Annotated in this window: 24 protein-coding genes and 1 pseudogene; 16 read left to right on the top strand and 9 right to left on the bottom strand. The window is 60.3% G+C overall.

Going from position 1 to position 24,172, the window contains the following annotated elements; genetic code table 11:
• The first annotated feature begins 12 nt into the window (after window positions 1-12).
• From urtA to BZL43_RS20885, 12 genes are all read left to right on the top strand, one after another.
• Window positions 13-1,278 (top strand): urea ABC transporter substrate-binding protein, encoded by a 1,266-nt coding sequence (gene urtA / locus BZL43_RS20940; protein ID WP_095634063.1) that lies wholly within the window; start codon window positions 13-15, stop codon window positions 1,276-1,278.
• Between the two features lie 140 nt (window positions 1,279-1,418).
• Window positions 1,419-2,921, top strand: coding sequence for an urea ABC transporter permease subunit UrtB (gene urtB, locus BZL43_RS20935; protein WP_095634062.1), 1,503 nt, complete (start codon window positions 1,419-1,421; stop codon window positions 2,919-2,921).
• On the top strand, window positions 2,921-4,000 hold the full coding sequence (gene urtC / locus BZL43_RS20930) for an urea ABC transporter permease subunit UrtC (protein ID WP_095634061.1): 1,080 nt from the start codon (window positions 2,921-2,923) through the stop codon (window positions 3,998-4,000). The genes urtB and urtC overlap by 1 nt, the downstream gene beginning before the upstream one ends.
• Window positions 3,997-4,869 carry an urea ABC transporter ATP-binding protein UrtD gene (gene urtD, locus BZL43_RS20925; RefSeq protein ID WP_095634060.1) on the top strand — a complete coding sequence of 291 codons (873 nt, stop codon included), beginning with the start codon at window positions 3,997-3,999 and terminating at the stop codon, window positions 4,867-4,869. The genes urtC and urtD overlap by 4 nt, the downstream gene beginning before the upstream one ends.
• 117 nt (window positions 4,870-4,986) lie before the next feature.
• On the top strand, window positions 4,987-5,685 hold the full coding sequence (gene urtE / locus BZL43_RS20920; RefSeq protein WP_095634059.1) for an urea ABC transporter ATP-binding subunit UrtE: 699 nt from the start codon (window positions 4,987-4,989) through the stop codon (window positions 5,683-5,685).
• Between the two features lie 30 nt (window positions 5,686-5,715).
• Window positions 5,716-6,555 (top strand): urease accessory protein UreD, encoded by an 840-nt coding sequence (locus BZL43_RS20915; protein ID WP_095634058.1) that lies wholly within the window; start codon window positions 5,716-5,718, stop codon window positions 6,553-6,555.
• Window positions 6,556-6,700: 145 nt separating this feature from the next.
• The gene (ureA, locus tag BZL43_RS20910; protein WP_007937143.1) at window positions 6,701-7,003 is read left to right on the top strand and encodes an urease subunit gamma; all 303 of its coding nucleotides are present in this window, start codon (window positions 6,701-6,703) and stop codon (window positions 7,001-7,003) included.
• 9 nt (window positions 7,004-7,012) lie between these two features.
• Window positions 7,013-7,546: a GNAT family N-acetyltransferase gene (locus tag BZL43_RS20905; RefSeq protein WP_095634057.1), complete on the top strand. Its 534-nt coding sequence runs from the start codon at window positions 7,013-7,015 to the stop codon at window positions 7,544-7,546.
• Window positions 7,547-7,551: 5 nt separating this feature from the next.
• Window positions 7,552-8,085, top strand: a complete 534-nt coding sequence (locus tag BZL43_RS20900; RefSeq protein WP_095634056.1) for a GNAT family N-acetyltransferase — start codon at window positions 7,552-7,554, stop codon at window positions 8,083-8,085.
• Window positions 8,085-8,393, top strand: a complete 309-nt coding sequence (locus BZL43_RS20895; RefSeq protein ID WP_095634055.1) for an urease subunit beta — start codon at window positions 8,085-8,087, stop codon at window positions 8,391-8,393. The genes BZL43_RS20900 and BZL43_RS20895 overlap by 1 nt, the downstream gene beginning before the upstream one ends.
• A 132-nt stretch (window positions 8,394-8,525) precedes the next feature.
• Window positions 8,526-10,226, top strand: coding sequence for an urease subunit alpha (gene ureC, locus BZL43_RS20890; RefSeq protein ID WP_095634054.1), 1,701 nt, complete (start codon window positions 8,526-8,528; stop codon window positions 10,224-10,226).
• Window positions 10,227-10,405: 179 nt separating this feature from the next.
• Entirely contained in the window at window positions 10,406-11,533 is a 1,128-nt protein-coding gene (locus tag BZL43_RS20885; RefSeq protein ID WP_095634053.1) for a sensor histidine kinase KdpD, read from the top strand.
• A gap of 35 nt (window positions 11,534-11,568) precedes the next feature.
• Here BZL43_RS20885 and BZL43_RS20880 read toward each other — a convergent pair whose 3' ends face one another.
• Window positions 11,569-11,874, bottom strand: a complete 306-nt coding sequence (locus tag BZL43_RS20880; RefSeq protein WP_095634052.1) for a chaperone modulator CbpM — start codon at window positions 11,872-11,874, stop codon at window positions 11,569-11,571.
• A 30-nt stretch (window positions 11,875-11,904) separates the two neighbouring features.
• Window positions 11,905-12,849: a DnaJ C-terminal domain-containing protein gene (locus BZL43_RS20875; RefSeq protein ID WP_095634141.1), complete on the bottom strand. Its 945-nt coding sequence runs from the start codon at window positions 12,847-12,849 to the stop codon at window positions 11,905-11,907.
• Window positions 12,850-13,146: 297 nt separating this feature from the next.
• On the opposite strand from BZL43_RS20875, the gene BZL43_RS20870 reads away from it, so the two are divergent.
• Window positions 13,147-14,412, top strand: a complete 1,266-nt coding sequence (locus BZL43_RS20870; protein ID WP_095634051.1) for an Hsp70 family protein — start codon at window positions 13,147-13,149, stop codon at window positions 14,410-14,412.
• A gap of 84 nt (window positions 14,413-14,496) precedes the next feature.
• Here BZL43_RS20870 and BZL43_RS20865 read toward each other — a convergent pair whose 3' ends face one another.
• From BZL43_RS20865 to BZL43_RS20855, 3 genes and pseudogenes are all read right to left on the bottom strand, one after another.
• On the bottom strand, window positions 14,497-15,510 hold the full coding sequence (locus BZL43_RS20865) for an AI-2E family transporter (RefSeq protein WP_095634050.1): 1,014 nt from the start codon (window positions 15,508-15,510) through the stop codon (window positions 14,497-14,499).
• Between the two features lie 166 nt (window positions 15,511-15,676).
• A complete protein-coding gene (locus BZL43_RS20860; RefSeq protein WP_095634049.1) occupies window positions 15,677-15,982 on the bottom strand; it encodes a PsiF family protein in 306 nt (101 codons plus the stop codon).
• 71 nt (window positions 15,983-16,053) lie between these two features.
• Window positions 16,054-16,844 (bottom strand): annotated as a pseudogene (locus BZL43_RS20855) (helix-turn-helix transcriptional regulator).
• A 97-nt stretch (window positions 16,845-16,941) separates the two neighbouring features.
• Between BZL43_RS20855 and BZL43_RS20850 the strand changes: the two are divergent.
• The gene (locus BZL43_RS20850) at window positions 16,942-17,829 is read left to right on the top strand and encodes a DMT family transporter (protein WP_095634048.1); all 888 of its coding nucleotides are present in this window, start codon (window positions 16,942-16,944) and stop codon (window positions 17,827-17,829) included.
• Window positions 17,830-17,951: 122 nt separating this feature from the next.
• On the opposite strand, the gene BZL43_RS20845 is transcribed toward BZL43_RS20850, so the two are convergent.
• From BZL43_RS20845 to BZL43_RS20835, 3 genes are all read right to left on the bottom strand, one after another.
• Window positions 17,952-18,842, bottom strand: a complete 891-nt coding sequence (locus tag BZL43_RS20845; RefSeq protein WP_095634047.1) for a triacylglycerol lipase — start codon at window positions 18,840-18,842, stop codon at window positions 17,952-17,954.
• A gap of 106 nt (window positions 18,843-18,948) precedes the next feature.
• Window positions 18,949-19,254 (bottom strand): multidrug efflux SMR transporter, encoded by a 306-nt coding sequence (locus BZL43_RS20840; protein WP_007903452.1) that lies wholly within the window; start codon window positions 19,252-19,254, stop codon window positions 18,949-18,951.
• Window positions 19,255-19,893, bottom strand: a complete 639-nt coding sequence (locus BZL43_RS20835; RefSeq protein ID WP_095634046.1) for an FMN-dependent NADH-azoreductase — start codon at window positions 19,891-19,893, stop codon at window positions 19,255-19,257.
• Between the two features lie 122 nt (window positions 19,894-20,015).
• Here BZL43_RS20835 and BZL43_RS20830 point away from each other — a divergent pair, with 122 nt between their 5' ends.
• Window positions 20,016-20,957 (top strand): LysR substrate-binding domain-containing protein, encoded by a 942-nt coding sequence (locus BZL43_RS20830; protein ID WP_095634045.1) that lies wholly within the window; start codon window positions 20,016-20,018, stop codon window positions 20,955-20,957.
• Window positions 20,958-21,133: 176 nt separating this feature from the next.
• Here BZL43_RS20830 and BZL43_RS20825 read toward each other — a convergent pair whose 3' ends face one another.
• Window positions 21,134-23,209: an AsmA family protein gene (locus BZL43_RS20825; protein WP_095634044.1), complete on the bottom strand. Its 2,076-nt coding sequence runs from the start codon at window positions 23,207-23,209 to the stop codon at window positions 21,134-21,136.
• A 386-nt stretch (window positions 23,210-23,595) separates the two neighbouring features.
• Between BZL43_RS20825 and BZL43_RS20820 the strand changes: the two genes are divergently transcribed.
• Entirely contained in the window at window positions 23,596-24,024 is a 429-nt protein-coding gene (locus tag BZL43_RS20820; RefSeq protein WP_095634043.1) for a hypothetical protein, read from the top strand.
• Window positions 24,025-24,172: the final 148 nt, after the last annotated feature.

Here is a 24,172-nt window from a genome sequence, read left to right as displayed (position 1 = left end):
GGAGATCGCACAATGAAGCGTCGCAGTTTGATCAAGGCTTTCACACTATCGGCAAGCATTGCCGCGATGGGCATGGCCTGGACGGTCCAGGCCGCCGAGACCATCAAGGTCGGTATTCTGCATTCGTTGTCCGGCACCATGGCGATCTCCGAAACCTCCCTCAAAGACATGGCGTTGATGACCATCGACGAAATTAACGCCAAGGGCGGTGTGAACGGCAAGATGCTGGAGCCGGTGGTGGTCGACCCGGCATCGAACTGGCCGCTGTTCGCCGAAAAGGGCCGGCAGTTACTGACTCAGGACAAAGTGGCGGTGGTGTTCGGTTGCTGGACATCGGTGTCGCGCAAATCGGTACTGCCGGTGTTCGAAGAGCTCAACGGCCTGCTGTTCTACCCGGTGCAGTACGAAGGCGAAGAAATGTCGCCGAACGTGTTCTACACCGGCGCAGCGCCAAACCAGCAGGCGATTCCGGCGGTGGAATACCTGATGAGCGAAGAAGGCGGCAGCGCCAAGCGTTACTTCCTGCTCGGCACCGACTACGTCTACCCGCGCACCACCAACAAAATCCTGCGCTCGTTCCTGCACGCCAAAGGTGTGGCGGACAAGGATATCGAAGAGGTCTACACCCCGTTCGGCCATAGCGACTATCAAACCATCGTCGCCAACATCAAAAAATTCTCCGCCGGTGGCAAGACCGCCGTCATCTCCACCGTCAACGGCGACTCCAATGTGCCGTTCTATAAAGAGTTGGCCAACCAGGGCCTGAAAGCCACCGAGGTTCCGGTCGTGGCCTTCTCCGTGGGCGAAGAAGAATTGCGTGGCATCGACACCAAACCGCTGGTGGGCAACCTCGCGGCGTGGAACTACTTCCAGTCGGTCGAGAACCCGCAGAACAACAAATTCGTCGCCGACTGGAAAGCCTATGCCAAGAAACACAACCTGCCGGGCGCCGACAAAGCGGTGACCAACGACCCGATGGAAGCCACCTACGTCGGCATCCACATGTGGGCGCAAGCCGCCGAGAAAGCCAAGTCCACCGACGTCGACAAAGTCCGTGAAGCCCTGGCCGGCCAGACTTTCGCCGCGCCGTCCGGTTACACCTTGACCATGGACAAGACCAACCACCACCTGCACAAGCCGGTGATGATCGGCGAGATTCAGGCCGACGGTCAGTTCAACGTGGTGTGGCAGACCGAAGGGCCGATCCGCGCCCAGCCGTGGAGCCCATTCATTCAGGGCAACGACAAGAAGCCGGACTATGCGGTGAAGAGCAACTGATTCACCCCGCTTAGCCTGATCGTTCCCACGCTCTGCGTGGGAATGCCTCAACGGACGCTCTGCGTCCGCTTTGGGACGCGGAGCGTCCCGGGCTGCATTCCCACGCGGAGCGTGGGAACGATCAATACAGGACACTCGTTATGCCCACTGCCCTTTACCGCTTGATCCTCGCCGTCGCGCTGTTACTACCGATGGCCACCCACGCCGGCGACGCCGAAGATTTCGTCGCGGCCAATCCCGTGCAGCAAGCCAAACTTCTGGAAACCTGGGCCGCGCAGCCCGATCCGGTTCGTATCGAACTGATCAACGCCCTGCAACAAGGCGAATTGACGGTCGATGGCCAAGCAAAAAACCTGCGCCTGAACAATCGCCTGCGCGGTCTGATCGACACCGCTTTGGCCAGCCACCAATTGCTCGCCGCCGACGCCAAAATCCGCTTGGCCGCCGCGCAGCAATTGCAGAAAAGCGCCAAACCGGCACAGCTGAAATTCCTCGACCAGCAGCTGGCGGGCGAAAAAGACGAAAGCGTTCACGCTGCCCTGAGCCTGGCGCTGGCCAACCTGCAATTGGTCGACACCGATCCGGCCGTGCGCCTCGCCGCTGTGCGCTTGCTCGGTGAAACCGGCGATCCGCTGGCCCGCACCCGCCTGGAAGGGTTGCTCGAACCCGGCGTCGAGGCCGATGCCAATGTGCGCACCGCCGCCGAAACCAGCCTGGCCCAGGTCAAACGCAAATTGCTGATCGGCGAGATGCTCGGCCAGGCCTTCAGCGGCATGTCCCTCGGTTCGATTCTGCTGCTGGCGGCCCTCGGGTTGGCGATCACCTTCGGCCTGCTCGGCGTGATCAACATGGCCCACGGCGAGATGCTGATGCTCGGCGCTTACTCGACTTACGTGGTGCAGCTGATGTTCCAGCGCTTCGTCCCGCAGGCCATCGAGTTTTACCCGCTGATTGCTTTGCCGGTAGCGTTTTTTGTCACCGCCGGGATTGGCATGGCGCTGGAGCGCACGGTGATTCGTCACCTCTATGGCCGCCCATTGGAAACCCTGCTCGCCACGTGGGGCATCAGCCTGATGCTGATTCAGTTGGTGCGCCTGGTGTTCGGCGCGCAGAACGTTGAAGTGGCCAACCCGGCGTGGTTGTCGGGCGGGATTCAGGTGCTGCCGAATCTGGTGCTGCCGTACAACCGCATCGTGATCATCGCGTTCGCCTTGTTTGTGGTGGTGCTGACCTGGCTGCTGCTGAACAGGACACGCCTCGGTTTGAACGTGCGTGCCGTCACTCAAAACCGCAACATGGCTGCCTGCTGCGGCGTACCGACCGGGCGTGTGGACATGCTCGCCTTCGGCCTAGGCTCTGGCATTGCGGGCCTTGGCGGAGTAGCCCTCAGCCAGATCGGCAACGTCGGTCCGGACCTCGGCCAAAGCTACATCATCGACTCGTTCCTGGTGGTGGTGCTCGGCGGTGTCGGCCAATTGGCCGGTAGCGTATTGGCCGCCTTCGGTCTGGGCATCGCCAACAAAATTCTCGAACCGCAGATCGGTGCGGTGCTGGGCAAAATCCTGATCCTCGCGCTGATCATTCTGTTCATTCAGAAACGTCCGCAAGGCCTCTTCGCACTGAAAGGACGGGTGATCGACTGATGAACCAGCCCCTGATGCTCACGGCCACACAAAAGGCCGGCCCCAAAGTCACGATTGCTGTCGGTGCGGTAATCCTCGTTCTGCTGATGGCGTTGCCATTGCTGTCGTTGTTGCCGGCGGACAGCACTTTTCATGTCTCGGCTTATACGCTGACCCTGGTGGGCAAAATCCTTTGCTACGCCATCGTCGCCCTGGCGCTCGATCTGGTCTGGGGTTACGCCGGCCTGCTGTCCTTGGGTCACGGTCTGTTCTTCGCCCTCGGCGGTTATGCGATGGGCATGTACCTGATGCGCCAGGCCTCGGGCGATGGCTTGCCGGCGTTCATGACGTTCCTGTCGTGGACCGAATTGCCGTGGTACTGGACCGGCACCAGCAGCTTCCTCTGGGCCATGTGTCTTGTTGTGTTAGCGCCTGGACTGCTGGCGTTGGTGTTCGGTTTTTTCGCCTTCCGTTCACGGATCAAGGGCGTGTATTTCTCGATCATGACCCAGGCCTTGACCTTCGCCGGGATGTTGCTGTTTTTCCGCAACGAAACCGGGTTTGGCGGCAACAACGGCTTCACCAACTTCCGCACCATTCTCGGGTTTGGCATCACCGAACCGGGCACGCGTGCTGTGCTGTTTTTCGCCACGGTGTTGCTGCTGGTGGCGAGCCTGTTCATCGGCTGGCGGCTGGCGCAAAGCAAGTTCGGCCGGGTGCTGACCGCGTTGCGCGATGCGGAAAATCGCCTGATGTTCTGCGGCTACGATCCACGCGGCTTCAAGTTGTTTGTCTGGGTGTTGAGCGCGGTATTGTGCGGCCTGGCCGGTGCGCTGTATGTGCCGCAAGTCGGGATCATCAACCCGAGTGAAATGTCGCCGACCAACTCCATCGAAGCCGCCGTTTGGGTAGCCCTCGGTGGTCGCGGCACGTTGATCGGTCCTCTGCTCGGCGCGGGTGTGGTCAACGGGATGAAGAGTTGGTTCACCGTGGCGTTTCCGGAGTACTGGCTGTTTTTCCTCGGTGCGCTGTTCATCGTGGTGACGTTGTACCTGCCCAAAGGCGTGATCGGGTTGCTGAACAAAAGGGGTGAGCAATGAGAGTGACTGCAACGGCTGAATTCATGCTTGAGCCGGCGTTCTTTCCGCCGCTGGAGCCCAACAGGGACGCCGGCAGCAGCCGCGATGCCATCGGCCTCGGCCAACGCGTTGGCCCTGGCCTGAACACTCGCCACGGTACCCTCCTGACCCTGGAAGACATCAGCGTCAGCTTCGATGGGTTCAAGGCACTGAACGATCTGAACCTGTACATCGGCGTCGGTGAATTGCGCTGCATCATCGGCCCCAACGGCGCGGGCAAAACCACGTTGATGGACGTGATCACCGGCAAGACTCGCCCAACTCATGGCAAAGCCTGGTTCGGTGAAACCCTGGATCTGACGCAGTTGAGTGAAGTGCAGATTGCCCAGGCCGGTATTGGCCGCAAGTTCCAGAAGCCGACGGTGTTCGAAGCCTTGAGCGTGTTCGAGAACCTGGAGTTGGCGCAGAAGACCGACAAGTCGGTATGGGCCAGCCTGCGGGCTCGTCTCAGTGGCGAGCAGAAAGATCGCATCAGCGAAGTATTGGAAACCATCCGCCTGACGGCCTCGGTCAATCGCCCGGCAGGGTTGTTGTCCCACGGTCAGAAGCAGTTTCTGGAAATTGGCATGTTGCTGATGCAAGACCCGCAACTGCTGTTGCTCGACGAACCGGTGGCGGGCATGACCGACGCCGAAACCGAGTTCACCGCCGAGCTGTTCAAGAGCCTGGCGGGCAAGCATTCGCTGATGGTGGTGGAACACGACATGGGCTTCGTCGGCTCGATTGCCGACCACGTCACCGTGTTGCACCAAGGCAGCGTGCTGGCCGAAGGGTCGCTGGAACAGGTGCAGGCCGACGAGAGAGTTATTGAAGTCTATTTGGGTCGGTGAATCGGCCAGCTGCAAGCCGCAAGCTTCAAGCGGTAAGAAAAAAGCAAAACCATACACCGACCCGCTCTTACTTGCAGCTTGAAGCTTGCCGCTTGAAGCCCTACTAACGGAGTTCCGATGCTACAGGTCAAAAACCTTCACCAGTACTACGGCGGTAGCCACATCCTGCGGGGCCTGACGTTTGAGGTGAAGGTCGGCGAGGTCACCTGCCTGCTCGGGCGCAACGGCGTGGGCAAGACCACCCTGCTCAAATGCCTGATGGGGTTGCTGCCGGCCAAGGAAGGCGCGGTGAACTGGGAAGGCAAACCGATCACCACGTTCAAGCCGCACCAACGGGTACATGCCGGCATCGCTTACGTGCCTCAGGGCCGGGAAATCTTTGGTCGACTGACCGTGGAAGAAAACCTGTTGATGGGCCTCTCACGCTTTCCCGGCGCTGAAGCAAAGGAAGTCCCGTCATTCATCTACGAGCTGTTCCCGGTGTTGCTGCAAATGAAACAGCGGCGCGGCGGTGACTTGTCTGGTGGTCAACAACAGCAACTGGCGATCGGCAGAGCACTGGCCAGTCGTCCACGGCTGCTGATCCTCGACGAACCCACCGAAGGCATTCAGCCGTCGGTGATCAAGGAAATCGGTGCGGTGATCAAGCAGCTCGCGGCGCGCGGCGACATGGCGATTCTGCTGGTGGAGCAGTTCTACGATTTCGCCGCCGAACTGGCCGATCAGTACCTGGTCATGTCCCGGGGCGAGATCGTGCAGCAGGGTCGCGGTGAAAACATGGATGCCGAGGGTGTCCGTGGACTGGTTACGATTTAACCTGCAGCCTCCTGGCGATTAATTGAAATCATGAATTTACCGGCCCCCATCACGCTGTTCACCCCCTGCTGGCATGCCGAGCTGGAACTGGGCTATGCCCGTTTCGGCGACAGCACGCGCCCGGTGCAGCGCCGCCACAAAGGCCCGCTGCGGGTGCAGAAGCATTTGTATGCCGAAGGCCCCCAGGTGTGTCAGCACATCATCGTTCATCCGCCGGGCGGGATTGCCGGTGGTGATCGGCTGGACATCTCGGCCAGCGTCGGCCCAGACGCCTGGGCGCAAATTACCAGCCCCGGCGCCGCCAAGTGGTACCGCGCGGCCGGGCCGGCTTATCAGAAACTCGACCTGCGCGTGGCCGCCGGTGCTACGTTGGAATGGCTGCCGCAAGAGACGATCATTTTCAGCGATGCTCAGGCAGAGCTCAGCACGAGCATCGAGCTTGAGGGCAATGCGCAGCTGTTCTACTGGGACGTGGTGGCGCTGGGTCGCCCGGCCAGTGGCGAGCGCTTTGACCTCGGGCATTTTCAGGCGCACCTGGATATCCGCCGCGACGGCCAGTTGCTCTGGCACGAACGCCAGCGCATTGTCGGGAATGATGGTTTGCTGGATTCGCCGATAGGGCTGGACGGCCAACCGGTGTTTGCGACGTTGCTGGTGACGGGTGAAATCGATAGCGAATTGCTGGAGAAGTGCCGCTCGCTGCCCAATGACGTACGCGGGGATCTGACGCAATTGCCGGGGCTTTTGGTCGCCCGATGCCTGGCCAGTGAGGCGCTGTTGGCACGTGGTTGGCTGATTGATTTGTGGCGGTTGTTGCGCCCGGCGTTGCTGGGGCGAGAAGCCGTCCCGCCCAGAATATGGAGCACCTGAACACAATCCACCCTGTAGGAGCGAGGCTTGCCCGCGAAGGGAGCGCCTCGGTTTAACTGGAGGACCGCGTTATCGTTCTTCGCGGGCAAGCCTCGCTCCTATAGGGGGAGTGAACTTTTTAACTGCCGATTATGGATTCCAAACGATGGACCTGACCCCACGCGAAAAAGACAAGCTGCTGATCTTCACCGCCGGCCTCGTGGCCGAGCGGCGTTTGGCTCGCGGCGTGAAGCTCAATTACCCGGAGGCCATGGCCTATATTTCCGCGGCGTTGCTCGAAGGCGCGCGTGACGGCCAGACCGTGGCCGAGCTGATGCATTACGGCACCACCCTGCTCAGCCGTGAACAAGTGATGGAAGGCATCCCGGAAATGATCCCGGAGATCCAGGTCGAAGCGACGTTTCCCGACGGCACCAAACTGGTCACCGTTCACCAACCGATCGCCTGAGGCCGCGCCATGACTTACCACATCCGCGATGCGTTGCTCGCCGACCTGCCAGCGATCCGCGACATCTACAACGACGCCGTGCTCAACACCACGGCGATCTGGAACGAACAGGCCGTGGACCTGGGCAACCGCCAGGCCTGGTTCAACGCCCGGCAAGACCAGGGCTATCCGGTGCTGGTGATCGTCGACGGCGACAACAGCGTACTCGGCTACGCTTCATTCGGTGACTGGCGCCCGTTCGACGGGTTCCGCCACACGGTCGAGCACTCGGTGTACGTGCGCAACGATCAGCGGGGCAATGGCCTCGGGCCGCAACTGATGGACGCCCTGATTGAACGCGCCAAAGGCTGCAACAAACACGTGATGGTCGCCGCCATCGAAAGCGGTAACGGCGCCTCGATCCGCCTGCACGACCGGGCCGGTTTCGTCGTCACCGGCCAAATGCCGCAGGTGGGCACCAAGTTCGGCCGCTGGCTGGACCTGACCTTCATGCAACTGATCCTCGACCCGGGCGCAATGCCACCGGGTTCCCACAAGGAGTGATACCCATGAACGCCGCCCAACTGCGCCGCGTCAATGTTGAAAGCTTTGCGCACTATCGTCAGGGTTTGATTGATTTGCTGCTCGACGCCGTCGGCTACGGCGCCAGTGTCGGCTTCATGGCGGATCTGGATGCGACCCAGGCCCGAGCTTATTTCGATGAAGTCCAGGAGAACCTGAACAAAGGCACCGTGCTGCTCTGGGTGGTGGTCAAGGACGAACAGGTACAGGCCAGCGTGCAATTGACGTTGTGCCAGAAAGCCAATGGGCTGAACCGCGCCGAAGTGCAGAAACTGCTGGTGCGTGAACACGCCCGTCGTCGCGGCCTGGGCCAACAGATGATGCATGCCGTTGAGCTCGCGGCCCGCCAGCACAAACGGGGCATGCTCTACCTCGACACCGAGGCCGGTTCCCCGGCCGAAGACTTTTACAAAGCCCTGGGTTACACCCGCGCCGGCGAAATCCCCGACTACGCCTGCGACCCGAACGGCCGCTACAAACCGACGGCCCTTTATTACAAGATTCTCCAAGGAGCCCATTGATGATTCCCGGTGAATACCAGGTCCAGCCCGGCGACATCGAACTCAACGTCGGCCGCCGCACCCTCAGCCTGAAGGTGGCCAACAGCGGTGACCGGCCGATCCAGGTCGGCTCGCATTATCACTTCTTCGAAACCAACGACGCCCTGACCTTCGACCGCACCGCCAGCCGCGGTATGCGCCTGAACATCCCCGCCGGCACCGCCGTGCGCTTCGAACCGGGGCAGAGCCGCGAGGTCGAGCTGGTAGACCTGGCCGGGCATCGCCGGGTGTTCGGGTTTGCCGGCAGGATCATGGGTGATCTCGACTGACTGATCGTTCCCACGCTCCCCGTGGGAATGCATCCCGTGACGCTCCGCGTCACATAACGGCGGACGCAGAGCGTCCATGGCGGCATTCCCACGCAGAGCGTGGGAACGATCATTGAATCCCAAGGCAAGCGCATGAAAATCTCAAGACAAGCCTACGCCGACATGTTCGGCCCCACTGTCGGTGACAAGGTCCGTCTGGCCGACACCGAGCTGTGGATCGAAGTGGAACAGGACTTCACCACTTATGGCGAAGAGGTGAAATTCGGTGGCGGCAAAGTCATCCGCGACGGCCAGGGCCAGAGCCAGTTATTGGCCGCCGAAGTCGTTGACACCCTGATCACCAACGCCCTGATCATCGACCATTGGGGCATCGTCAAGGCCGACGTCGGCCTCAAGGATGGGCGTATCGCCGCCATCGGCAAGGCCGGCAACCCGGACATCCAGCCGAACGTGACCATCGCGGTCGGCGCCAGCACTGAAGTGATCGCCGGTGAAGGCATGATCCTCACCGCCGGCGGCATCGACACCCATATCCACTTCATTTGCCCGCAACAGATCGAAGAAGCGTTGATGAGCGGCGTTACCACCATGATCGGCGGCGGCACCGGCCCGGCCACCGGCACCAATGCCACCACTTGCACCTCCGGGCCCTGGCACCTGGCGCGCATGCTTCAGGCCGCCGATGCATTCCCGATGAACATCGGTTTCACCGGCAAGGGCAACGCCAGCCTGCCGGAGCCGTTGATCGAACAGGTCAAGGCCGGCGCCATCGGCCTCAAGCTGCATGAAGACTGGGGCACCACCCCGGCGAGCATCGACAACTGCCTGAGCGTGGCCGATCAGTACGACGTACAAGTGGCAATCCATACCGACACCCTCAACGAGTCGGGCTTCGTCGAAACCACACTCGCCGCCTTCAAGGGCCGCACCATCCACACCTACCACACCGAAGGTGCCGGCGGCGGCCATGCCCCGGACATCATCAAGGCCTGCGGTTTTGCCAACGTATTGCCGAGCTCGACCAACCCGACCCGGCCGTTCACCCGCAACACCATCGACGAACACCTCGACATGCTGATGGTCTGCCACCACCTGGATCCGAGCATTGCCGAAGACGTGGCTTTCGCCGAAAGCCGCATCCGCCGCGAAACCATCGCCGCCGAAGATATCCTCCACGACCTCGGCGCCTTCTCGATGATCAGCTCCGACAGCCAGGCCATGGGCCGCGTCGGTGAGGTCATCACGCGCACCTGGCAGACCGCCGATAAAATGAAAAAGCAGCGCGGCCCGCTGCCACAGGATGGCGAAGGCAACGACAACTTCCGGGCCAAACGCTACATCGCCAAATACACCATCAACCCGGCGATCACCCACGGCATCAGCCATGAAGTGGGCTCGGTGGAAGTGGGCAAATGGGCGGACCTGGTGCTCTGGCGCCCGGCGTTTTTCGGGGTCAAACCGACGTTGATTCTCAAGGGCGGAGCCATTGCGGCGAGTTTGATGGGCGATGCCAATGCTTCGATCCCGACGCCGCAACCGGTGCACTACCGCCCGATGTTCGCCAGTTACGGCGGCTCGCTGCACGCCACCAGCCTGACGTTTATCAGCCAGGCGGCGCAGGAGGCCGGTTTGCCCGAAACGTTGGGCCTGAAAAAGAAAATCGCCGTGGTCAAAGGTTGCCGTGACGTGCAGAAAACCGACTTGATCCACAACGATTACCTGCCAACCATCGATGTGGATCCACAAACCTATCAGGTCAAGGCCGACGGGGTGTTGCTGTGGTGTGAGCCGGCGGATGTGTTGCCGATGGCGCAGCGCTATTTCCTGTTCTAAATTCTCTGAAACCCTGTTGGTAAGTCAAGACGCGATGAACATCCTCTGAGGACGTTGCTCCGCGTCTTGACTTACCGCCACAGGTTCCCTCGCGTCGCCCGTGCATCTGCTTGAGCAATTGCTCGACCGATATAGGGCTAAGATGCCACTCCCGCCCCTTGCGCCGCAGGTAATCGCCCATGCGCCTCAGTGATTTCATCGTTCAGAACGTAGACCGTATCGTCGATGAATGGGAGCAGTTCGCCAGATCGATCACTCCGGCCACTGCAAATATGGATCGAACCGGGTTGCGCGACCATTCGCGGGCAATCCTGCTGGCGGCTGCGCGGGATATGAACAAACCCCAGTCCGCCAGCGAACAGCAGGCAAAAGCCAGGGGCGAAGGTCCGGAGAAAACCCCGAGCCTGGACGAAGCCGGCGCCAGTCATGGCGAGCTGCGACATACCGTGGGCTTCGACCTGGTGCAGATGACCAGCGAGTTTCGCCATTTGCGCGCGTGTGTGATCCGCTTGTGGGTCAACAGCCTGGACTCGCCGGACCTGGCCTATTTCCAGGACATGATCCGTTTCAACGAAGCGATCGACGAAGCCCTGGCCGAATCCACGGCGGCCTATGCCGAGCAGGTCAATCATTCCCGGGACATTTTTCTGGCAATTCTTGGCCATGACCTGCGCGCACCGCTGCAAGCGGTGAGCATGTCCACCGAAATACTGATGCGTAAAACCAACCTTGAGGGCGACGCATTGACCTGTGCGCTCCACATCAAGCGGGGCACCCGCCACATGGCGGTGATGGTCAGCGATTTGCTGGAGCTGGTCCGCAGTCGCCTGGGCAAGAGCCTGCCGATCGAACCGGCGCCCATGGATCTGGCCGATACGGCGCGTGATGCGATTGCCCAGGCCTGCGCCGCTCATCCGCAATGCGATACGCAATTGAGCATCGAAGGCGATACCCATGGTGTGTGGGATGGCCGAAGGCTCGATCAGATGCTGCAGAACCTGATCGGCAATGCCTTGCAACACGGTTCGAACAACAACGCGGTCAAGCTGACCCTCAGGGGCGAAGCGGACAGCGTTCGGCTCACCGTACACAACGACGGTGCGCCGATTGCACCCGAGGCGCTCTCCACGATTTTCGATCCGCTGGTACGCAGTGCCGACGAAGAACTCAACGGGTCAACCACCAGCCTGGGTCTGGGACTGTTCATCGTCAAGGAAGTGGTCAAGGCCCATCAAGGGACGATCGACGTCAGCTCCAATGAGGCCGATGGCACGATGTTTACTGTGGTCTTGCCCAGAAAGGTATGAGGCCCCGTGGTGGGGGGGCTTGCCCCCTCACCACGCTATTCGACCACCAACCGCCCCAACCGCTGCTTGAGCATGCGGTTTTCGGCACGCAGTTGCTGGACTTCTTCCAGCAGGTCCAGCGCCAGGGCGACGCCTTCCCATTCCAGCTCCAGGTCGCGCCGCAGCTTGGCAGCGCGCTTGGCCAGCAGCAGCTCATAATCGGTGAAGCGCCAATCCTTGGGCTGTGTTCCCTGAGGTTCGAGGATGCCGTGCTCGACGATTTCGCTCACATGCACGACCGAAAGTTCGGCCGCCTCACAGAATTCTGCCAGGTCCAATAGAACGATCACGGGCTCGCTCATGATTGGCTCCTCCTTATCTCTATCTCGGAATCAAAAATTCTCTCGCGGATTGAAAGCGGCTTTTTTCGCCAGTTCCTCCCACAATTCTTTGACGTCATGGTCGAGTTTTTTCGGCATCACGGCCTTGAGCTGCACGAACAGATAGCCGCGGTGACCATGCTTGTGCAGCAGACCGTGGCCTTTGGCGCGCATGCGCTGGCCATTCTGGCTGCCGGCCGGAACCTTGAGGTTGATTTTGCCGGTGAGGGTCGGCACCGCCACTTCGGTACCCAATGCCAACTCCCACGGCGCCAGCGGCAAGGTGATGATCAGGTTTTCGCCTTCGACGTCGAACTTGGGGTGCGGCGCAAAACGGATGGTCAGGTACAAGTCGCCATTGGGTCCGCCACCGATGCCCGGAGCGCCCTGGCCCTTGAGGCGGATGCGCTCGCCGTCGGTCACGCCAGCGGGGATCTTCACGTTCAGGCTTTTGCTGGTGTTGCTGACATGCTGGCCGGCCGCGTTGTAATGCGGCACCTGGAAGCTGACTTTCTTCGATTCGGTCGAGAGGGTTTCTTCCAGAAAAACCGGTAATTCCATTTCCACGTCTTGCCCTCGACGCCCGGCGCTATGGCCCGACCGTCCACCACCACCGAAACCCGGACCCCGGTTGCCGAAGATCGAACTGAAGAAGTCCGAAAAATCGCCCGCGTCCTGACCACCACCAAACCCACCGCGGCTCTGCCAACCCGGTGGCCCCTGAAAAGGCTGGCCATGGTGACCGTACTTGCGCAAGTCGTCGTATTCGGCGCGCTTGTCGGCGCTTTTCAACGCTTCATAGGCTTCCGAAGCGTCCTTGAACTTGGCCTCGGCATCCTTTTCCTTGCTGACGTCGGGGTGGTATTTGCGCGCCAGCTTTCGATAGGCGGCCTTGATCGCCTTATCGTCCGCGGTCGGCTCCACACCGAGAATCTTGTAATAGTCTTTGAAGTCCATCGAGGGAATCACCATCCATTATCGAAATCGCGCAGCCAGGCACAGCATGCTCTTGTTTACAGCATTTGGATTGACCGATCTCAAGTTTGTGACCGGGCAGCGCATCAGAAGTTTATCGGCAGCAGGGCGCGGTTCTTGCAGTCGCCCCAGGGGTTGCCAAGCCTATGCAGGGAAGTTTGGGGGTGATTGGCCATCTTTCAAGCGTTGATCACGATGATTTAACGGATAGTCGGCCTTCGAATCTTCGCCGCACTGACATACACTGCGCGGCCGTTTTTTAACCGGAACTTGAAAGACATGAAAAACGCATCTCCAGCCCGTGCCTGTGGTATCGACTTCGGCACGTCCAACTCCACCGTCGGCTGGCTGCGCCCCGGCATGGAAACGCTGATCGCGCTGGAGGACGACAAGATCACCCTGCCCTCGGTGGTCTTCTTCAATATGGAAGAACGCCGCCCGGTGTACGGCCGGTTGGCGCTGCACGAATACCTGGAAGGCTACGAAGGCCGGCTGATGCGCTCGCTCAAGAGCCTGCTGGGTTCCAAACTGATCAAGCACGACACCAGCGTGCTCGGCACGGCGATGCCGTTCAAGGACCTGCTTGGGCTGTTCATCGGCCAGTTGAAGAAACGCGCCGAGGCTGCCGCCAGTCGGGAATTCGAGGAAGTGGTGCTGGGCCGGCCAGTATTTTTCGTCGACGACGATGAAATGGCCGACCAGGAAGCGGAAAACACCCTGGTGGATGTGGCCCGCGCCATTGGTTTCAAGGATGTGTCTTTCCAGTACGAGCCGATTGCGGCGGCGTTCGACTATGAGTCGACCATCGAAAAAGAAGAGCTTGTCCTGATTGTGGACATCGGTGGTGGTACCTCGGACTTCTCGCTGGTGCGCCTGTCGCCTGAGCGCCGCAATCACGACAATCGTCACGACGACATTCTCGCCACCGGTGGCGTGCACATCGGCGGGACCGATTTTGACAAGCAGTTAAGCCTGCAAGGCCTGATGCCGCTGTTCGGCTATGGCAGCCGGATGAAGAGTGGCGCCTACATGCCCACCAGCCACCACATGAACCTGGCGACCTGGCACACCATCAACTCGGTGTACTCGCAGAAGTCGACCCTGGCCTTGGGCAGCATGCGTTACGACATCGAAGACACCGGCGGCATCGATCGCCTGTTCAAGCTGATCGACCAGCGCGCCGGGCATTGGCTGGCCATGGAAGTGGAAGAAACCAAGATCCAGCTGACCCACGCCGACAGCCGCCATGTGCCACTGGACCGGATCGAGCCGGGTTTGAGTGTGGAACTGAGCCGGGCACTGTTCGAATCAGCCATTGATAGTTTGCTGGAGCGAGTGCGCAACAGCGTGACCCAATTGCTGGCGGACGCTAACGTGCGGGTCGATCAGGTGGACACCGTGTTCTTCACCGGCGGTTCGAGCGGAATTCCGGCGCTGCGCAACAGCGTCTCGGCCATGTTGCCGAATGCGCAGCATGTGGAAGGCAACATCTTCGGCAGCATCGGCAGTGGCTTGGCGATCGAGGCGGCCAAGCGTTATGGATGAGGAGCAGCTACAAGCTGCAAGCCGCAAGCTGCAAGCAAGAGCACTTGAAGCTTGAAGCTTGAAGCTTGCAGCTTGTAGCTGCTGTTAAACCATCCCCGCCAGCTTCAATTCACTCTTCAAATACGCGTAATAAATCGGCCCCGCTACCACCCCAGGCAGTCCGAACGCGGCTTCGAACACCAGCATTGCCAGCAGCAACTCCCACGACTTGGCACTGATCTGCCCGCCGACGATGCGCGCGTTGAGGAAGTATTCCAGCTTGTGGATAACAATCAGGTAACCCAGCGCCGCCACCGCCACCCAGATCGACAGCGACAAACCGACAATAGTGATCAAGGTGTTGGAGATCAGGTTGCCAATCACCGGCAACAGGCCGAGCAGGAAAGTCAGCACGATCAGGGTTTTGGTCAGTGGCAGCTTGATCCCGAACATCGGCAGGACCACCGCGAGGAAAATCCCGGTGAAAAAGGTGTTGAGCAGGGAAATCTTGATCTGGGCGAAAACGATGTTGCGAAATGCCTGGACCAACAGGTGCAAGCGGTCGAACAGTGCCGCGGCCAACGGTTTGCGCTTGGTCACATCCGGCGCTCGCTGCAAGGCAATGATCGCCCCCAGCACCATACCGATCAGCAGCGTCACGAACATGTGCGCCGCGTCCTTGCCCACCAATTGCAAATCGCTGAGGTGCTTGCTCATCCACTGACCGATGGCCACGCGAAACTCGGCGGCACTGGCCGGCAGATAAGCGTCGATGAACGGCGGCAACTGCCCGCGTGCGCGGTCGACCACGACCATGAATTTGTCGAGAGAAGCGCCAGGGTTTTCCGCCTCGTGCAGCAGAAAGCTGATCGCACCGGCAAAGATCAGCGCCAGCACGCTGACCACCAATGTCCCCAGCAACGCCACCGCCAACCAGCGCGCGCGGCGGCCTTCGATCAACCGCTGCAATTGCGGCGTGAGCATGTTGACCAGTTCGAACACCAACAACCCGGCCAGCAGGCTGGGCAGTAATCGCAGAGGGAGTACCAGCAGCAAACCACCAAAAATGATGACCCAGCTGATAAGCAACAAGACCTGACGCTGAGAAAACGCGGACATACAGCCTCAAAACGAACGACGTAAAAGGATTGGCAGTCTGCCAGCGATCCGGCGCCGAAGCGAGCAAACACGAACCTGTGGGAGCGAGCCTGCTCGCGATGCAGGCGACTCGGTATCACGCAGGACCGAGTTGATGCTATCGCGAGCAGGCTCGCTCCCACCCTGTTTATTTGTTCTTCAGGCAATCGCTCATGAAGATTTTACGCGCATCACCCGTGAGGGCCTGGGTGGCGGCGGTGGCGTTGCAGGTTTTCATCTTTTCTTGCTGAGGGGTCATGGGCTTGGCGGCATCGGCGACCGGCGCGGCTTTGAGACAGGTGCTCATGAAGGCTTTGCGCTCGTCGCCCTTGAGGCTTTTTGCGGTAGCGTCGGCATTGCAGGTGGTCATTTTGTTCTGCTGGGCAGTGGCGGCGAAACCCTGGGAGCAGAGCAGCAAACCGACCATCAACAACGGGGCACGCAACATCTTCATGGAGTGTTCTCCTTGTTACCGCATCGAGGGATGCGGCCTTGTTTCGGAGTGTAGACAAAGCCTGTACACGTTCACCTGCTATCGAGGTGGCTGCGCCGATATTGCTCAGGTGTGCACCCGGCCTGACGCTGAAACATCGCGATGAATGCCGAGCCGGTGCTGTACCCCATGTCGAAGGCGATTTCCTGAATGCTGCGCTGGCTGTCCAGCGCCTCGATCGCCTCCAGAAACCGCAACCGTTGCCGCCACTCACCGAAACTCATACCCAACTCCCGAACAAACTGCCGGGCCAACGTGCGTTCGCTGACGTGAATTTGCGCGGCCCAGTGCGCCAATGGTCGGTTATCCCCAAGCTCGGCCTGCAAGGCCTCAAGAATTCCAAGCAACCCGGGACTGCTGGCGTAAGGCAAATAACACTCATGCATCGGCGCCTGTTGCAGTTGGTCCACCAGCACTTGAGCCAGACGCTTGTCAGCATCGTGCTCGGGAATTTTCACATCGCGGGCGGCGAAGTCTTTCAGGATCGCCTTGAGGATGTTGCTGATCGCCAGGGTGCAAGCCTGCTGCGGCAGATCGCGGCACAGCGCCGGCGCAAGGCAGACCGCGCGATAGTTGATCGGCTGATTGCTATAGAAACTGTGCTCGGTCCCGGGCGGCACCCACACCGCGTATTGCGGCGGCGACATGAAGCGGCGGCTGCCGATTTCCATGTGCAGGACCCCATTGGCCGAGTACTCGAGAGTGCCCCCCAAGGGTGATGGTGGGCCGAGGCGTATTCATGGGTGTTGAAGTCGGCATAACGGAAATAGACCGGGGCCGGCAGCTCGCTGAAATCCAGCAGGTCGATGTGTTTGCTGTTCATGCTGTCCGGAATCAGAGGCAGGTTGTCTGGATCGAAGTATAGGCATTGATTCAGACAAGCGGATAATCACCCTTCATTAACGTTCTGGTTTTTTCCGATGCAATACGCTTATCCCCTGCTGGCCATTTTCATTTGGGCCGGCAACACCGTGATCAACAAACTCGCGGTCGGCGCGATCTTTCCCGCCGAAATCGGCTTCTACCGCTGGTTGCTGGCCGCAATGCTGTTCACGCCTTTCATGCTTAAACCGGTGATCGCTCACTGGCCGTTGATCCGCCCGAACCTGGGCAGGATTTCCATCCTCGGCGTACTCGGTATGGCGGTTTATCAAAGCCTGGCCTACTTCGCCGCGACGCTGACCTCAGCCACCAACATGGGGATCATTCTGTCGCTGATGCCGTTGATGTCGCTGGCCATGGCGATTGTCAGCCTCGGCCAACGCCTGACCGCCGGAGCACTGGCCGGCGCGGTGCTTTCGTTTGCCGGTGTTTTGGTGGTGGTGTCGTCCGGCAGCCTTGGCGCGTTGCTGGAACACGGGGTGAACCTGGGTGACGCGATGATGCTGATCGCCACGCTGGCGTATGCGATTTACAGCACCCTGCTGAAAAAATGGCAGCTGCGTTTGCCGCCGCTGGTGTTGTTGTATTTGCAGGTGTTGGTCGCGGTGGTTGTGCTGTTTCCGCTGTTCCTCGCCTCACCGAAAATCGGCCCGACCCTGCACAACATTCCGCTGGTGCTCTACGCTTGCCTGCTGGCCTCGATGCTTGCGCCGCTGGCGTGGATGCAGGCCGTCGTGCGCCTGGGACCAAGCCGGACCACGCTGTTTTTCAATCTGCTGCCGTTGATCACCGCGCTGATTGCGGCGGTGGTGCTGCATGAGCAGTTGGCGTTGTATCACCTGGTGGGTGGGGTGTTGACGTTGGGTGGGGTGATTTTGTCGGAGCGCTGGACAACGGCGCTGGGCCGAAAGGTCAGTATTGCCTGACCGGACGCCTTCGCGGGCAAGCCTCGCTCCCACAGGTTTGGCGTCGTCCTCATTGCCGGCGTCCGACACAAAACCTGTGGGAGCGTGGCTTGCCCGCGATGAACGATAACGCGGTTTGACTGCTAAACCCCAGCCGCTTTCAACCGCGCCGCATGCTCGACAAACAACCGCACCGGCTCTGCACCCTTGCCCACCAACCCGAGCGATTGGTTGACGATATCGAAGTGATCCATCGGGTATTCATCACCGATCACCGTCCCCAAATGCGAGCTGTAACGCCCGACCATTCCGTCGCAATGCCCCGCTTCACGCACGAAGGTCCTGGCAAACAATCGGCAACTGCGGTTGGTGCCGTCGAACAGGTTGCACCCGCGATCGGTCTTGCCCGGTTGTAACGTCCCGGACCAGGAGTAATAACGCACGCCATTGACCACTTCCGGGCCGTGCCCGCCCCAGGTGTCAGGCAGCCCCTGTGGATAACGCTGATTGAACAACGCCACGCCCGCGGTGGTCAGGGATTGGTGCGAAGCCGGGATATCCACCGGCAGTCTCGGCCCGCGATAGCCGGTTTCCAGCAGGCACATCAGCGCGCTGATCAACCACAGTAAAAAGCTCAGGAGCCGGCCTTTGGCGCTGTCAGCCGGATAATGGGTGTGCAGATGGTCCGCCAGCTCCGAGCCATGATTCGGCCCGGCCACCGAGGTCACTGAAGCCACTTGATCCGGGCGTTTAGCCGCGGCGTAGCGGGCGGTCAGCGAGCCCTGGCTGTGGCCGATCAGGTTGACCTTCTCGGCCCCGGTTTCGCGCAGGATCTCCTCGATCCGTGCCAACAATTGCTCGCCACGCACCTCGGTGGAGTTGAGCGGCGAGACCTGCACCGCAATCACAGTCGCCCCATCCCGGCGCAGCGCCGGAATGATTCCGTACCAATAGGGATAAAGCAGCAAACGGATAAACCCGAGCATCCCCGGGACCAATACCAACGGGTAACGCGTGGCGGAACCTTGCGACATGGATGAACATCCTTGTGACTGGTGAGGTGAAGCAAGGCTGGATGCAAGGCGTCAGCCAAGCATCGTCACCCAAGATGGCAACTCAACGACCAGTCTATGACATCGCTTACTTCAACCCCACCACCCCCGCCACGATCAGCCCGACCGACACCAGCTTGAGCGCGGTCAGGCTTTCGCCCAGCAGCGCAAAGCCCAGAAACACCGTGCCCAGTGAACCGATGGCGGTCCAGATCGGGTAGGCGATGCTCACCGGCAATTCGCGCATGGCCAAAGTCAGGAAGTAAATTCCGCCGACCGCCGCCACCACGGTAATCACTGACGGCCAGAGCCGGGTGAAGCCTTCGGCATACTTCATGCCCATGGCGAAAGTGACTTCGAACCCGGCGGCGATCAGCAGGAACAACCAGGCCATTTAGAATTCCCTGGCCAGCGCCAGCAAACGCTGCTCGGCCTCGACCAAAGACACCTGGAAGGTGCGCTCGGCGGACTCTTCACCCTCGGCGGCAACAACGGTGACGTCGGTGATGCCAATGAACCCCAGCGCGGTGCGCAAAAACGGGTCGGCATGGTTCATCGCTTCAAGTTCACCACCCGGCCCGAAGCCGAACCCGCCGCGACTGGTGACGATCAACGCCTTTTTGCCCTGCACCAGTGGCTCGTATTGCGCGATGCCGTTGTCCAGGGTGTGATTGAACGTCAGCCCGAGCCGCACAATCTGATCGACCCAGGCCTTGAGGCCGCTGGGCACGCTGAAGTTGTACATAGGTGTGGAAATCACCAACAGATCATGGCCGAGCAACTCCCCCACCAATTCATCGCTCAGTGCCAGATCGGCCTGCATCGACAGCGTTCGCGTCTCGGGTTCCGGCTGAAAAGCGGCGGCCACAAACGCTTCATTGACGGCCGGAATCAACGCCCGACCGACTTCACGGCGAGTCAGTTGCGACTGCGGGTTGCGGGCTTGCCAGGCGCAAAGAAACACCTCGGCCAGACGCCGCGAATGTGAACGATCACCACGGGGGCTGGCATGAATGGCAAGAATATTACTCATCTCAATCTCCTGAAGACTAAACTCAAACTGCGTGTGGCTTGCAGCTTGAAGCCTGCAGCTACTCTTCCTCAAATGAACAAAAATCAGTCCGGATGAATTAATTTCAGCCATGGAGTTCCAAAATGTTTGCCTCGTTGCCGCTGACCGCCCTGCGCGCCTTCGAATCCGCCTCGCGCCTGTTGAGTTTCAAGGCCGCCGCCGAAGAGCTCTCCGTGACGCCGACGGCGGTCTCGCACCAGATCCGCGCCCTGGAAAACTGGCTCGGCGTGCCGCTGTTCGAACGGTTGCCGCGGCAGGTGCGCCTCACCGAGTCCGGCGAACGGCTGTTCCGCAGTCTGCATGGCGCCCTGCTGGAAGTGGCGCAAAGCGTCGATACCTTGCGCCCGCAACGCAGCGGCACGAACCTGACGATTTCCACCACGGCCGCCTTCGCCGCCCTCTGGCTGGTGCCTCGTCTGGGGCGGTTTTACGCCCGCCATCCGAACATCAACCTGCGCCTGGACACTCACTGCGAAGTGATCGATTTGCATCAGGACGCCAGCGTCGATCTGGTGCTGCGTTACAGCCTCGACGATTACCCGAACCTGTATGGTTTGTGCCTGTTCGACGAATCCTTCGGGGTTTATGGCTCGCCTGAACAGGTGGCCCTGGCGTCCGGTCGCGTACCGACCCTGATCAGCGTGCATTGGCACAATTCCAAGCTGTACGCCCACGGCTGGGAGGCCTGGTGCGCGCAGTCCGGCGAAAACTGGCTGGCCGCGCAACCGGCGGTTCGCGAGTACGACGAAGAACATTACGCCTTGCAAGCCGCCATTGCCGGGCAAGGGCTGGTGCTGGCGAGCAACATCCTGGTGTCGGAAAGTGTGGCCAACGGCTTGCTGTTGCCTTATCGAGGGGACATCCAGGTCGACGGGGCCGGATACAGCGCACTGTGCGTACCGGGACGTGAACGGCATCCACCGGTGCGGGCATTTTTTGCGTGGTTGCAGGAGGAGACTCGATTGTCGGGTCTATTGCCAAGATCGCAGCCTTCGGCAGCTCCGGCAGAACGACTTCCAATGTAAGCGCATGACCCGGGATGCAAAGCAGGCCGATATTCTGAAAGATCTGTAGCGCCTGCCAAGCCGCCTTCGCGGGCAAGCCACGCTCCCACAGGTTTTGTGTCGCATGCCGACAATGGGCACGACGCATCCGTAGGAGCGTGGCTTGCCCGCGAAGGCGTCTTCACAGACGCCGAAAGTTACCGGGTGGGCTTGACCGTCATCGGCGCCTTGCCGGCCTTCATCTGCTCCAGCAACGGCGCACACTGATTCGGCTCACCACCGCTGGGCGCTATCAGCGCCAGCAAGCCCGCCGCCGGCGCGGCAATCACGCCCAGTGCAACCATGCCGGCCCCCCGCAGCATCAGCGGCACCGGTTTGACCCCTGCGTCCGGCTTGATGAACTTGCCTCGCACATACAGCGGCGAACGCAATGAAATCACACGCCAGCCTTTCGATTCCGGGCTGATGGTCAGGTCCAGTTGCTCGGTTGCCATGTTCGCGGTGCCATCGACATAGACAATGGCAGGCTCGGTATCGAAAACAAAAAGCCGTGTCGTCGCCAGACCGCTTTTGATCTCAAAATCCGCCGCCGCACAGTTGATCCTCACCTCCCTGTCGCCAAAGATCTTGCCCACCACATAGTTGCCAACGTTAAGCCCCGCCAGCTCCATCAACTCACGACTGATCGCGCCGTCGTTGATCAGCATCTTCAGATTGCCATCGGCAGTCCCCAGCAGTTTGGCAACCGAGTTGCCACGACCGCTAAGATCAGCGTCGCCATTAAGCTCACCGAAACTGGTTTTCATCCGCTCCAGGGTGGGAAACAGCTGCTTGAGCTTGAACTTGCGCGCCGTCAGTCTGGCCCGGCCTTCCAAAGGCTCGGTGCGCCCGTTCAGACGAATCTGCGCATCCAGGTTGCCGCCCGCCACGCCGAAACGCAGGGGCTCCAGATTGAGCACGCCATCGGTCAGTACCACATGGGCGTAAAGGTCGTTGAACGGCAGTCTTGCGCTGTGGACGATGCGCTTGCCGGTGAATTCCACATCCGCATCCATGTCGCGCCAGCGTTCAGTCCTGAACTCCTCGACCGGCAGCAGCTTGTCCGCCGGCTGCTTGCTCGCACCGCCGCGGGCCTCTTGCCTGGCGTTGGAATCGGCACCGATCAAAGGGGCCAGGTCGGTAAACAGCAGTTGATTGGACTCCAGAGCCCCGCTGAGTTTGGGCCTCGGCTGGCTGGCGACATAGGTCAGGTTACCGTGAATGTCACTTTCGCCGATCGTGCCGTTGAAGTCCTCATAGCGGTACACCGCCCCGCCCGGCTCTTGCAGCTTGGCAATCAAGTGCCCGTCGGTGGCGTAAGGCGGAGTATCCGGCAGCGTCACGCCGATCAGCGGATAGAGATTGCCCAGGCTGGCACCGGCCAGTTTCAGGCGCAGATCCAGGGCGCCGAGATTCAATGGATCGGTCAGCGTACCGATCAGTTCGACGCGGGTGTCGGCGATCTTCATTTGCGCCTGAAGCGGGAACGGCTTGGCGGCGTCGTGTAACGCAAGCAAACCGCCGGTCTTGCCCTCGCCCGCGAGAGCCTGGCCGTGGTATTGGCCTTTGACCTTCCATGCGAAGGCGTAATCCTGGGGTGAACCACCCTTTTCAAGGGTTTTTTTTGCCGCTTTGTCGCCAACAATGTCGCTGAACGGAATCGGTTTGCCCAACGGATCTATAAGCAGATCCAGCCGGGTTTTCAGCTTCTGGTCGTCGAGCATGACGTGGCCCTTGTCGAAGCCGATGGCTCCGATGTCCAGCACCCAGTTCGAAGGCTCGGCGTCCGGATCTTTGGGGTCGAACGTGAACGTCCAGTTGGCGCGACCGTCGGCCAGACGCTGCAGATTTGCATTGGGTTCGCTCAGATCGATACGCGGGATCACTACCCGCTGCGCCAGCAAGGCCAGCGGCGAAATGCGCAGTTCGACGCGCTTGAGGGTGGCCATCTGCGGCTGTTTCGACCAGTCCGGATTACCCAGGGTCAGGTCCTCAGCCACCACATGCGGCCACGGCACCCAGGCCCGCCAGCCGCCCTCATCAGTCTCGCGTTGCCAGATCACCGCAAGATTGCCATTGATGGCGAATGGACGATGCAGTTCTTCGGACACTTTGGCGTTGAGGGGCGGCTTGATCCGGTTCCAATCGAAGAACGCGATGATCAGCACCAGCACGGCCAACAGAACAGCGAGGCTGGCGAAAGTCCAGGCAAGTATTTTACGAGCGCGCGCCATTGCACAGGGCTCCTGAATACGACTGAGCGCCCCGACAGCGACGCACGGATGAAACGTTAGGCCAGAACCGGCCTGCCATGAAATCTAGGACTGGAAAATGGCCCGCAGGTTTAACCGAATAGGCGTTTAACACTCAAATAATCGGCCGGGGACATCCTGCTCCCTCATCTGGCGTTACTGCACCCGCACTTCTGCGAGGCGAGCATGGGTCGAAAATACCCAACTCAGTGCAGAAAAGCTCGCCGAAAACGCCCGTTCTAGAGCGCTGCGGCCGAACAATCAATTCTGTTGATTATTACCATTGCGTTTATGAACTTTTATATCGACTTATCGATAGTAGCATTGCCCTCGTACCCACTTTATCGCCCTCCCAAGGAGCAACCATCATGAAACGCGAATTACTGCTTAGCCTGACCCTCTCGATGTTAGCCAGCACCGCTTTTGCTTTGCCGGCCGCCGATCAGGCCGCCCCGCAAGTCAAAGACAACCACTCGGTGTTCAGCCACACCGTTGCCGCCGATGGTTCCGACCGCACACCACAAGGTCAGACCCTGGCCGAAGGGGGTAATGATCGCCTGAAGGAAAAAGGCCTGATCACTCAAGATGGCTCGGATCGCACGCCACAAGGTCAAACGCTGGCCGCTGACGGTTCCGGCCGTACTCCACAAGGCCAGACCCTGGCTGAAGGTGGTTCCGATCGCACCCCACAAGGCCAAACGCTCGCTGAAGGTGGTTCCGATCGCACTCCACAGGGTCAAACCCTGGCTGAAGGTGGTGGTGACCGTGTGATCGAACGCAACAGCGCTGTGAGCTAAGCCTATGGCGGCCTCGAAAAAAAGCCCAATCCCCGGATTGGGCTTTTGACTTTATAGACGTTGCATTTCCCCGCGTGATCTCCGGTTCGACGTCAGCGAAGCCGATTTGCTAGAGTGCGCCGCTGTCTTTTCCAGAAAACACCCTTGC

This window comes from Pseudomonas sp. PICF141 (assembly GCF_002286815.1).
In the GTDB taxonomy this organism is placed as follows: Bacteria; Pseudomonadota; Gammaproteobacteria; order Pseudomonadales; family Pseudomonadaceae; genus Aquipseudomonas.
Note: the sequence above shows the minus strand (reverse complement) of the source record. Positions and strands in the feature narration are given on the sequence as shown.

Excerpts from the sequence above, each read along its gene's own strand:
- urtA (WP_095634063.1), top strand. The coding sequence starts at position 13 with ATGAAGCGTCGCAGTTTGATCAAGGCTTTCACACTATCGGCAAGCATT.
- urtB (WP_095634062.1), top strand. The coding sequence starts at position 1,419 with ATGCCCACTGCCCTTTACCGCTTGATCCTCGCCGTCGCGCTGTTACTA.
- urtC (WP_095634061.1), top strand. The coding sequence starts at position 2,921 with ATGAACCAGCCCCTGATGCTCACGGCCACACAAAAGGCCGGCCCCAAA.
- urtD (WP_095634060.1), top strand. The coding sequence starts at position 3,997 with ATGAGAGTGACTGCAACGGCTGAATTCATGCTTGAGCCGGCGTTCTTT.
- urtE (WP_095634059.1), top strand. The coding sequence starts at position 4,987 with ATGCTACAGGTCAAAAACCTTCACCAGTACTACGGCGGTAGCCACATC.
- BZL43_RS20915 (WP_095634058.1), top strand. The coding sequence starts at position 5,716 with ATGAATTTACCGGCCCCCATCACGCTGTTCACCCCCTGCTGGCATGCC.
- ureA (WP_007937143.1), top strand. The coding sequence starts at position 6,701 with ATGGACCTGACCCCACGCGAAAAAGACAAGCTGCTGATCTTCACCGCC.
- BZL43_RS20905 (WP_095634057.1), top strand. The coding sequence starts at position 7,013 with ATGACTTACCACATCCGCGATGCGTTGCTCGCCGACCTGCCAGCGATC.
- BZL43_RS20900 (WP_095634056.1), top strand. The coding sequence starts at position 7,552 with ATGAACGCCGCCCAACTGCGCCGCGTCAATGTTGAAAGCTTTGCGCAC.
- BZL43_RS20895 (WP_095634055.1), top strand. The coding sequence starts at position 8,085 with ATGATTCCCGGTGAATACCAGGTCCAGCCCGGCGACATCGAACTCAAC.
- ureC (WP_095634054.1), top strand. The coding sequence starts at position 8,526 with ATGAAAATCTCAAGACAAGCCTACGCCGACATGTTCGGCCCCACTGTC.
- BZL43_RS20885 (WP_095634053.1), top strand. The coding sequence starts at position 10,406 with ATGCGCCTCAGTGATTTCATCGTTCAGAACGTAGACCGTATCGTCGAT.
- BZL43_RS20880 (WP_095634052.1), bottom strand. The coding sequence starts at position 11,874 with ATGAGCGAGCCCGTGATCGTTCTATTGGACCTGGCAGAATTCTGTGAG.
- BZL43_RS20875 (WP_095634141.1), bottom strand. The coding sequence starts at position 12,849 with ATGGACTTCAAAGACTATTACAAGATTCTCGGTGTGGAGCCGACCGCG.
- BZL43_RS20870 (WP_095634051.1), top strand. The coding sequence starts at position 13,147 with ATGAAAAACGCATCTCCAGCCCGTGCCTGTGGTATCGACTTCGGCACG.
- BZL43_RS20865 (WP_095634050.1), bottom strand. The coding sequence starts at position 15,510 with ATGTCCGCGTTTTCTCAGCGTCAGGTCTTGTTGCTTATCAGCTGGGTC.
- BZL43_RS20860 (WP_095634049.1), bottom strand. The coding sequence starts at position 15,982 with ATGAAGATGTTGCGTGCCCCGTTGTTGATGGTCGGTTTGCTGCTCTGC.
- BZL43_RS20850 (WP_095634048.1), top strand. The coding sequence starts at position 16,942 with ATGCAATACGCTTATCCCCTGCTGGCCATTTTCATTTGGGCCGGCAAC.
- BZL43_RS20845 (WP_095634047.1), bottom strand. The coding sequence starts at position 18,842 with ATGTCGCAAGGTTCCGCCACGCGTTACCCGTTGGTATTGGTCCCGGGG.
- BZL43_RS20840 (WP_007903452.1), bottom strand. The coding sequence starts at position 19,254 with ATGGCCTGGTTGTTCCTGCTGATCGCCGCCGGGTTCGAAGTCACTTTC.
- BZL43_RS20835 (WP_095634046.1), bottom strand. The coding sequence starts at position 19,893 with ATGAGTAATATTCTTGCCATTCATGCCAGCCCCCGTGGTGATCGTTCA.
- BZL43_RS20830 (WP_095634045.1), top strand. The coding sequence starts at position 20,016 with ATGTTTGCCTCGTTGCCGCTGACCGCCCTGCGCGCCTTCGAATCCGCC.
- BZL43_RS20825 (WP_095634044.1), bottom strand. The coding sequence starts at position 23,209 with ATGGCGCGCGCTCGTAAAATACTTGCCTGGACTTTCGCCAGCCTCGCT.
- BZL43_RS20820 (WP_095634043.1), top strand. The coding sequence starts at position 23,596 with ATGAAACGCGAATTACTGCTTAGCCTGACCCTCTCGATGTTAGCCAGC.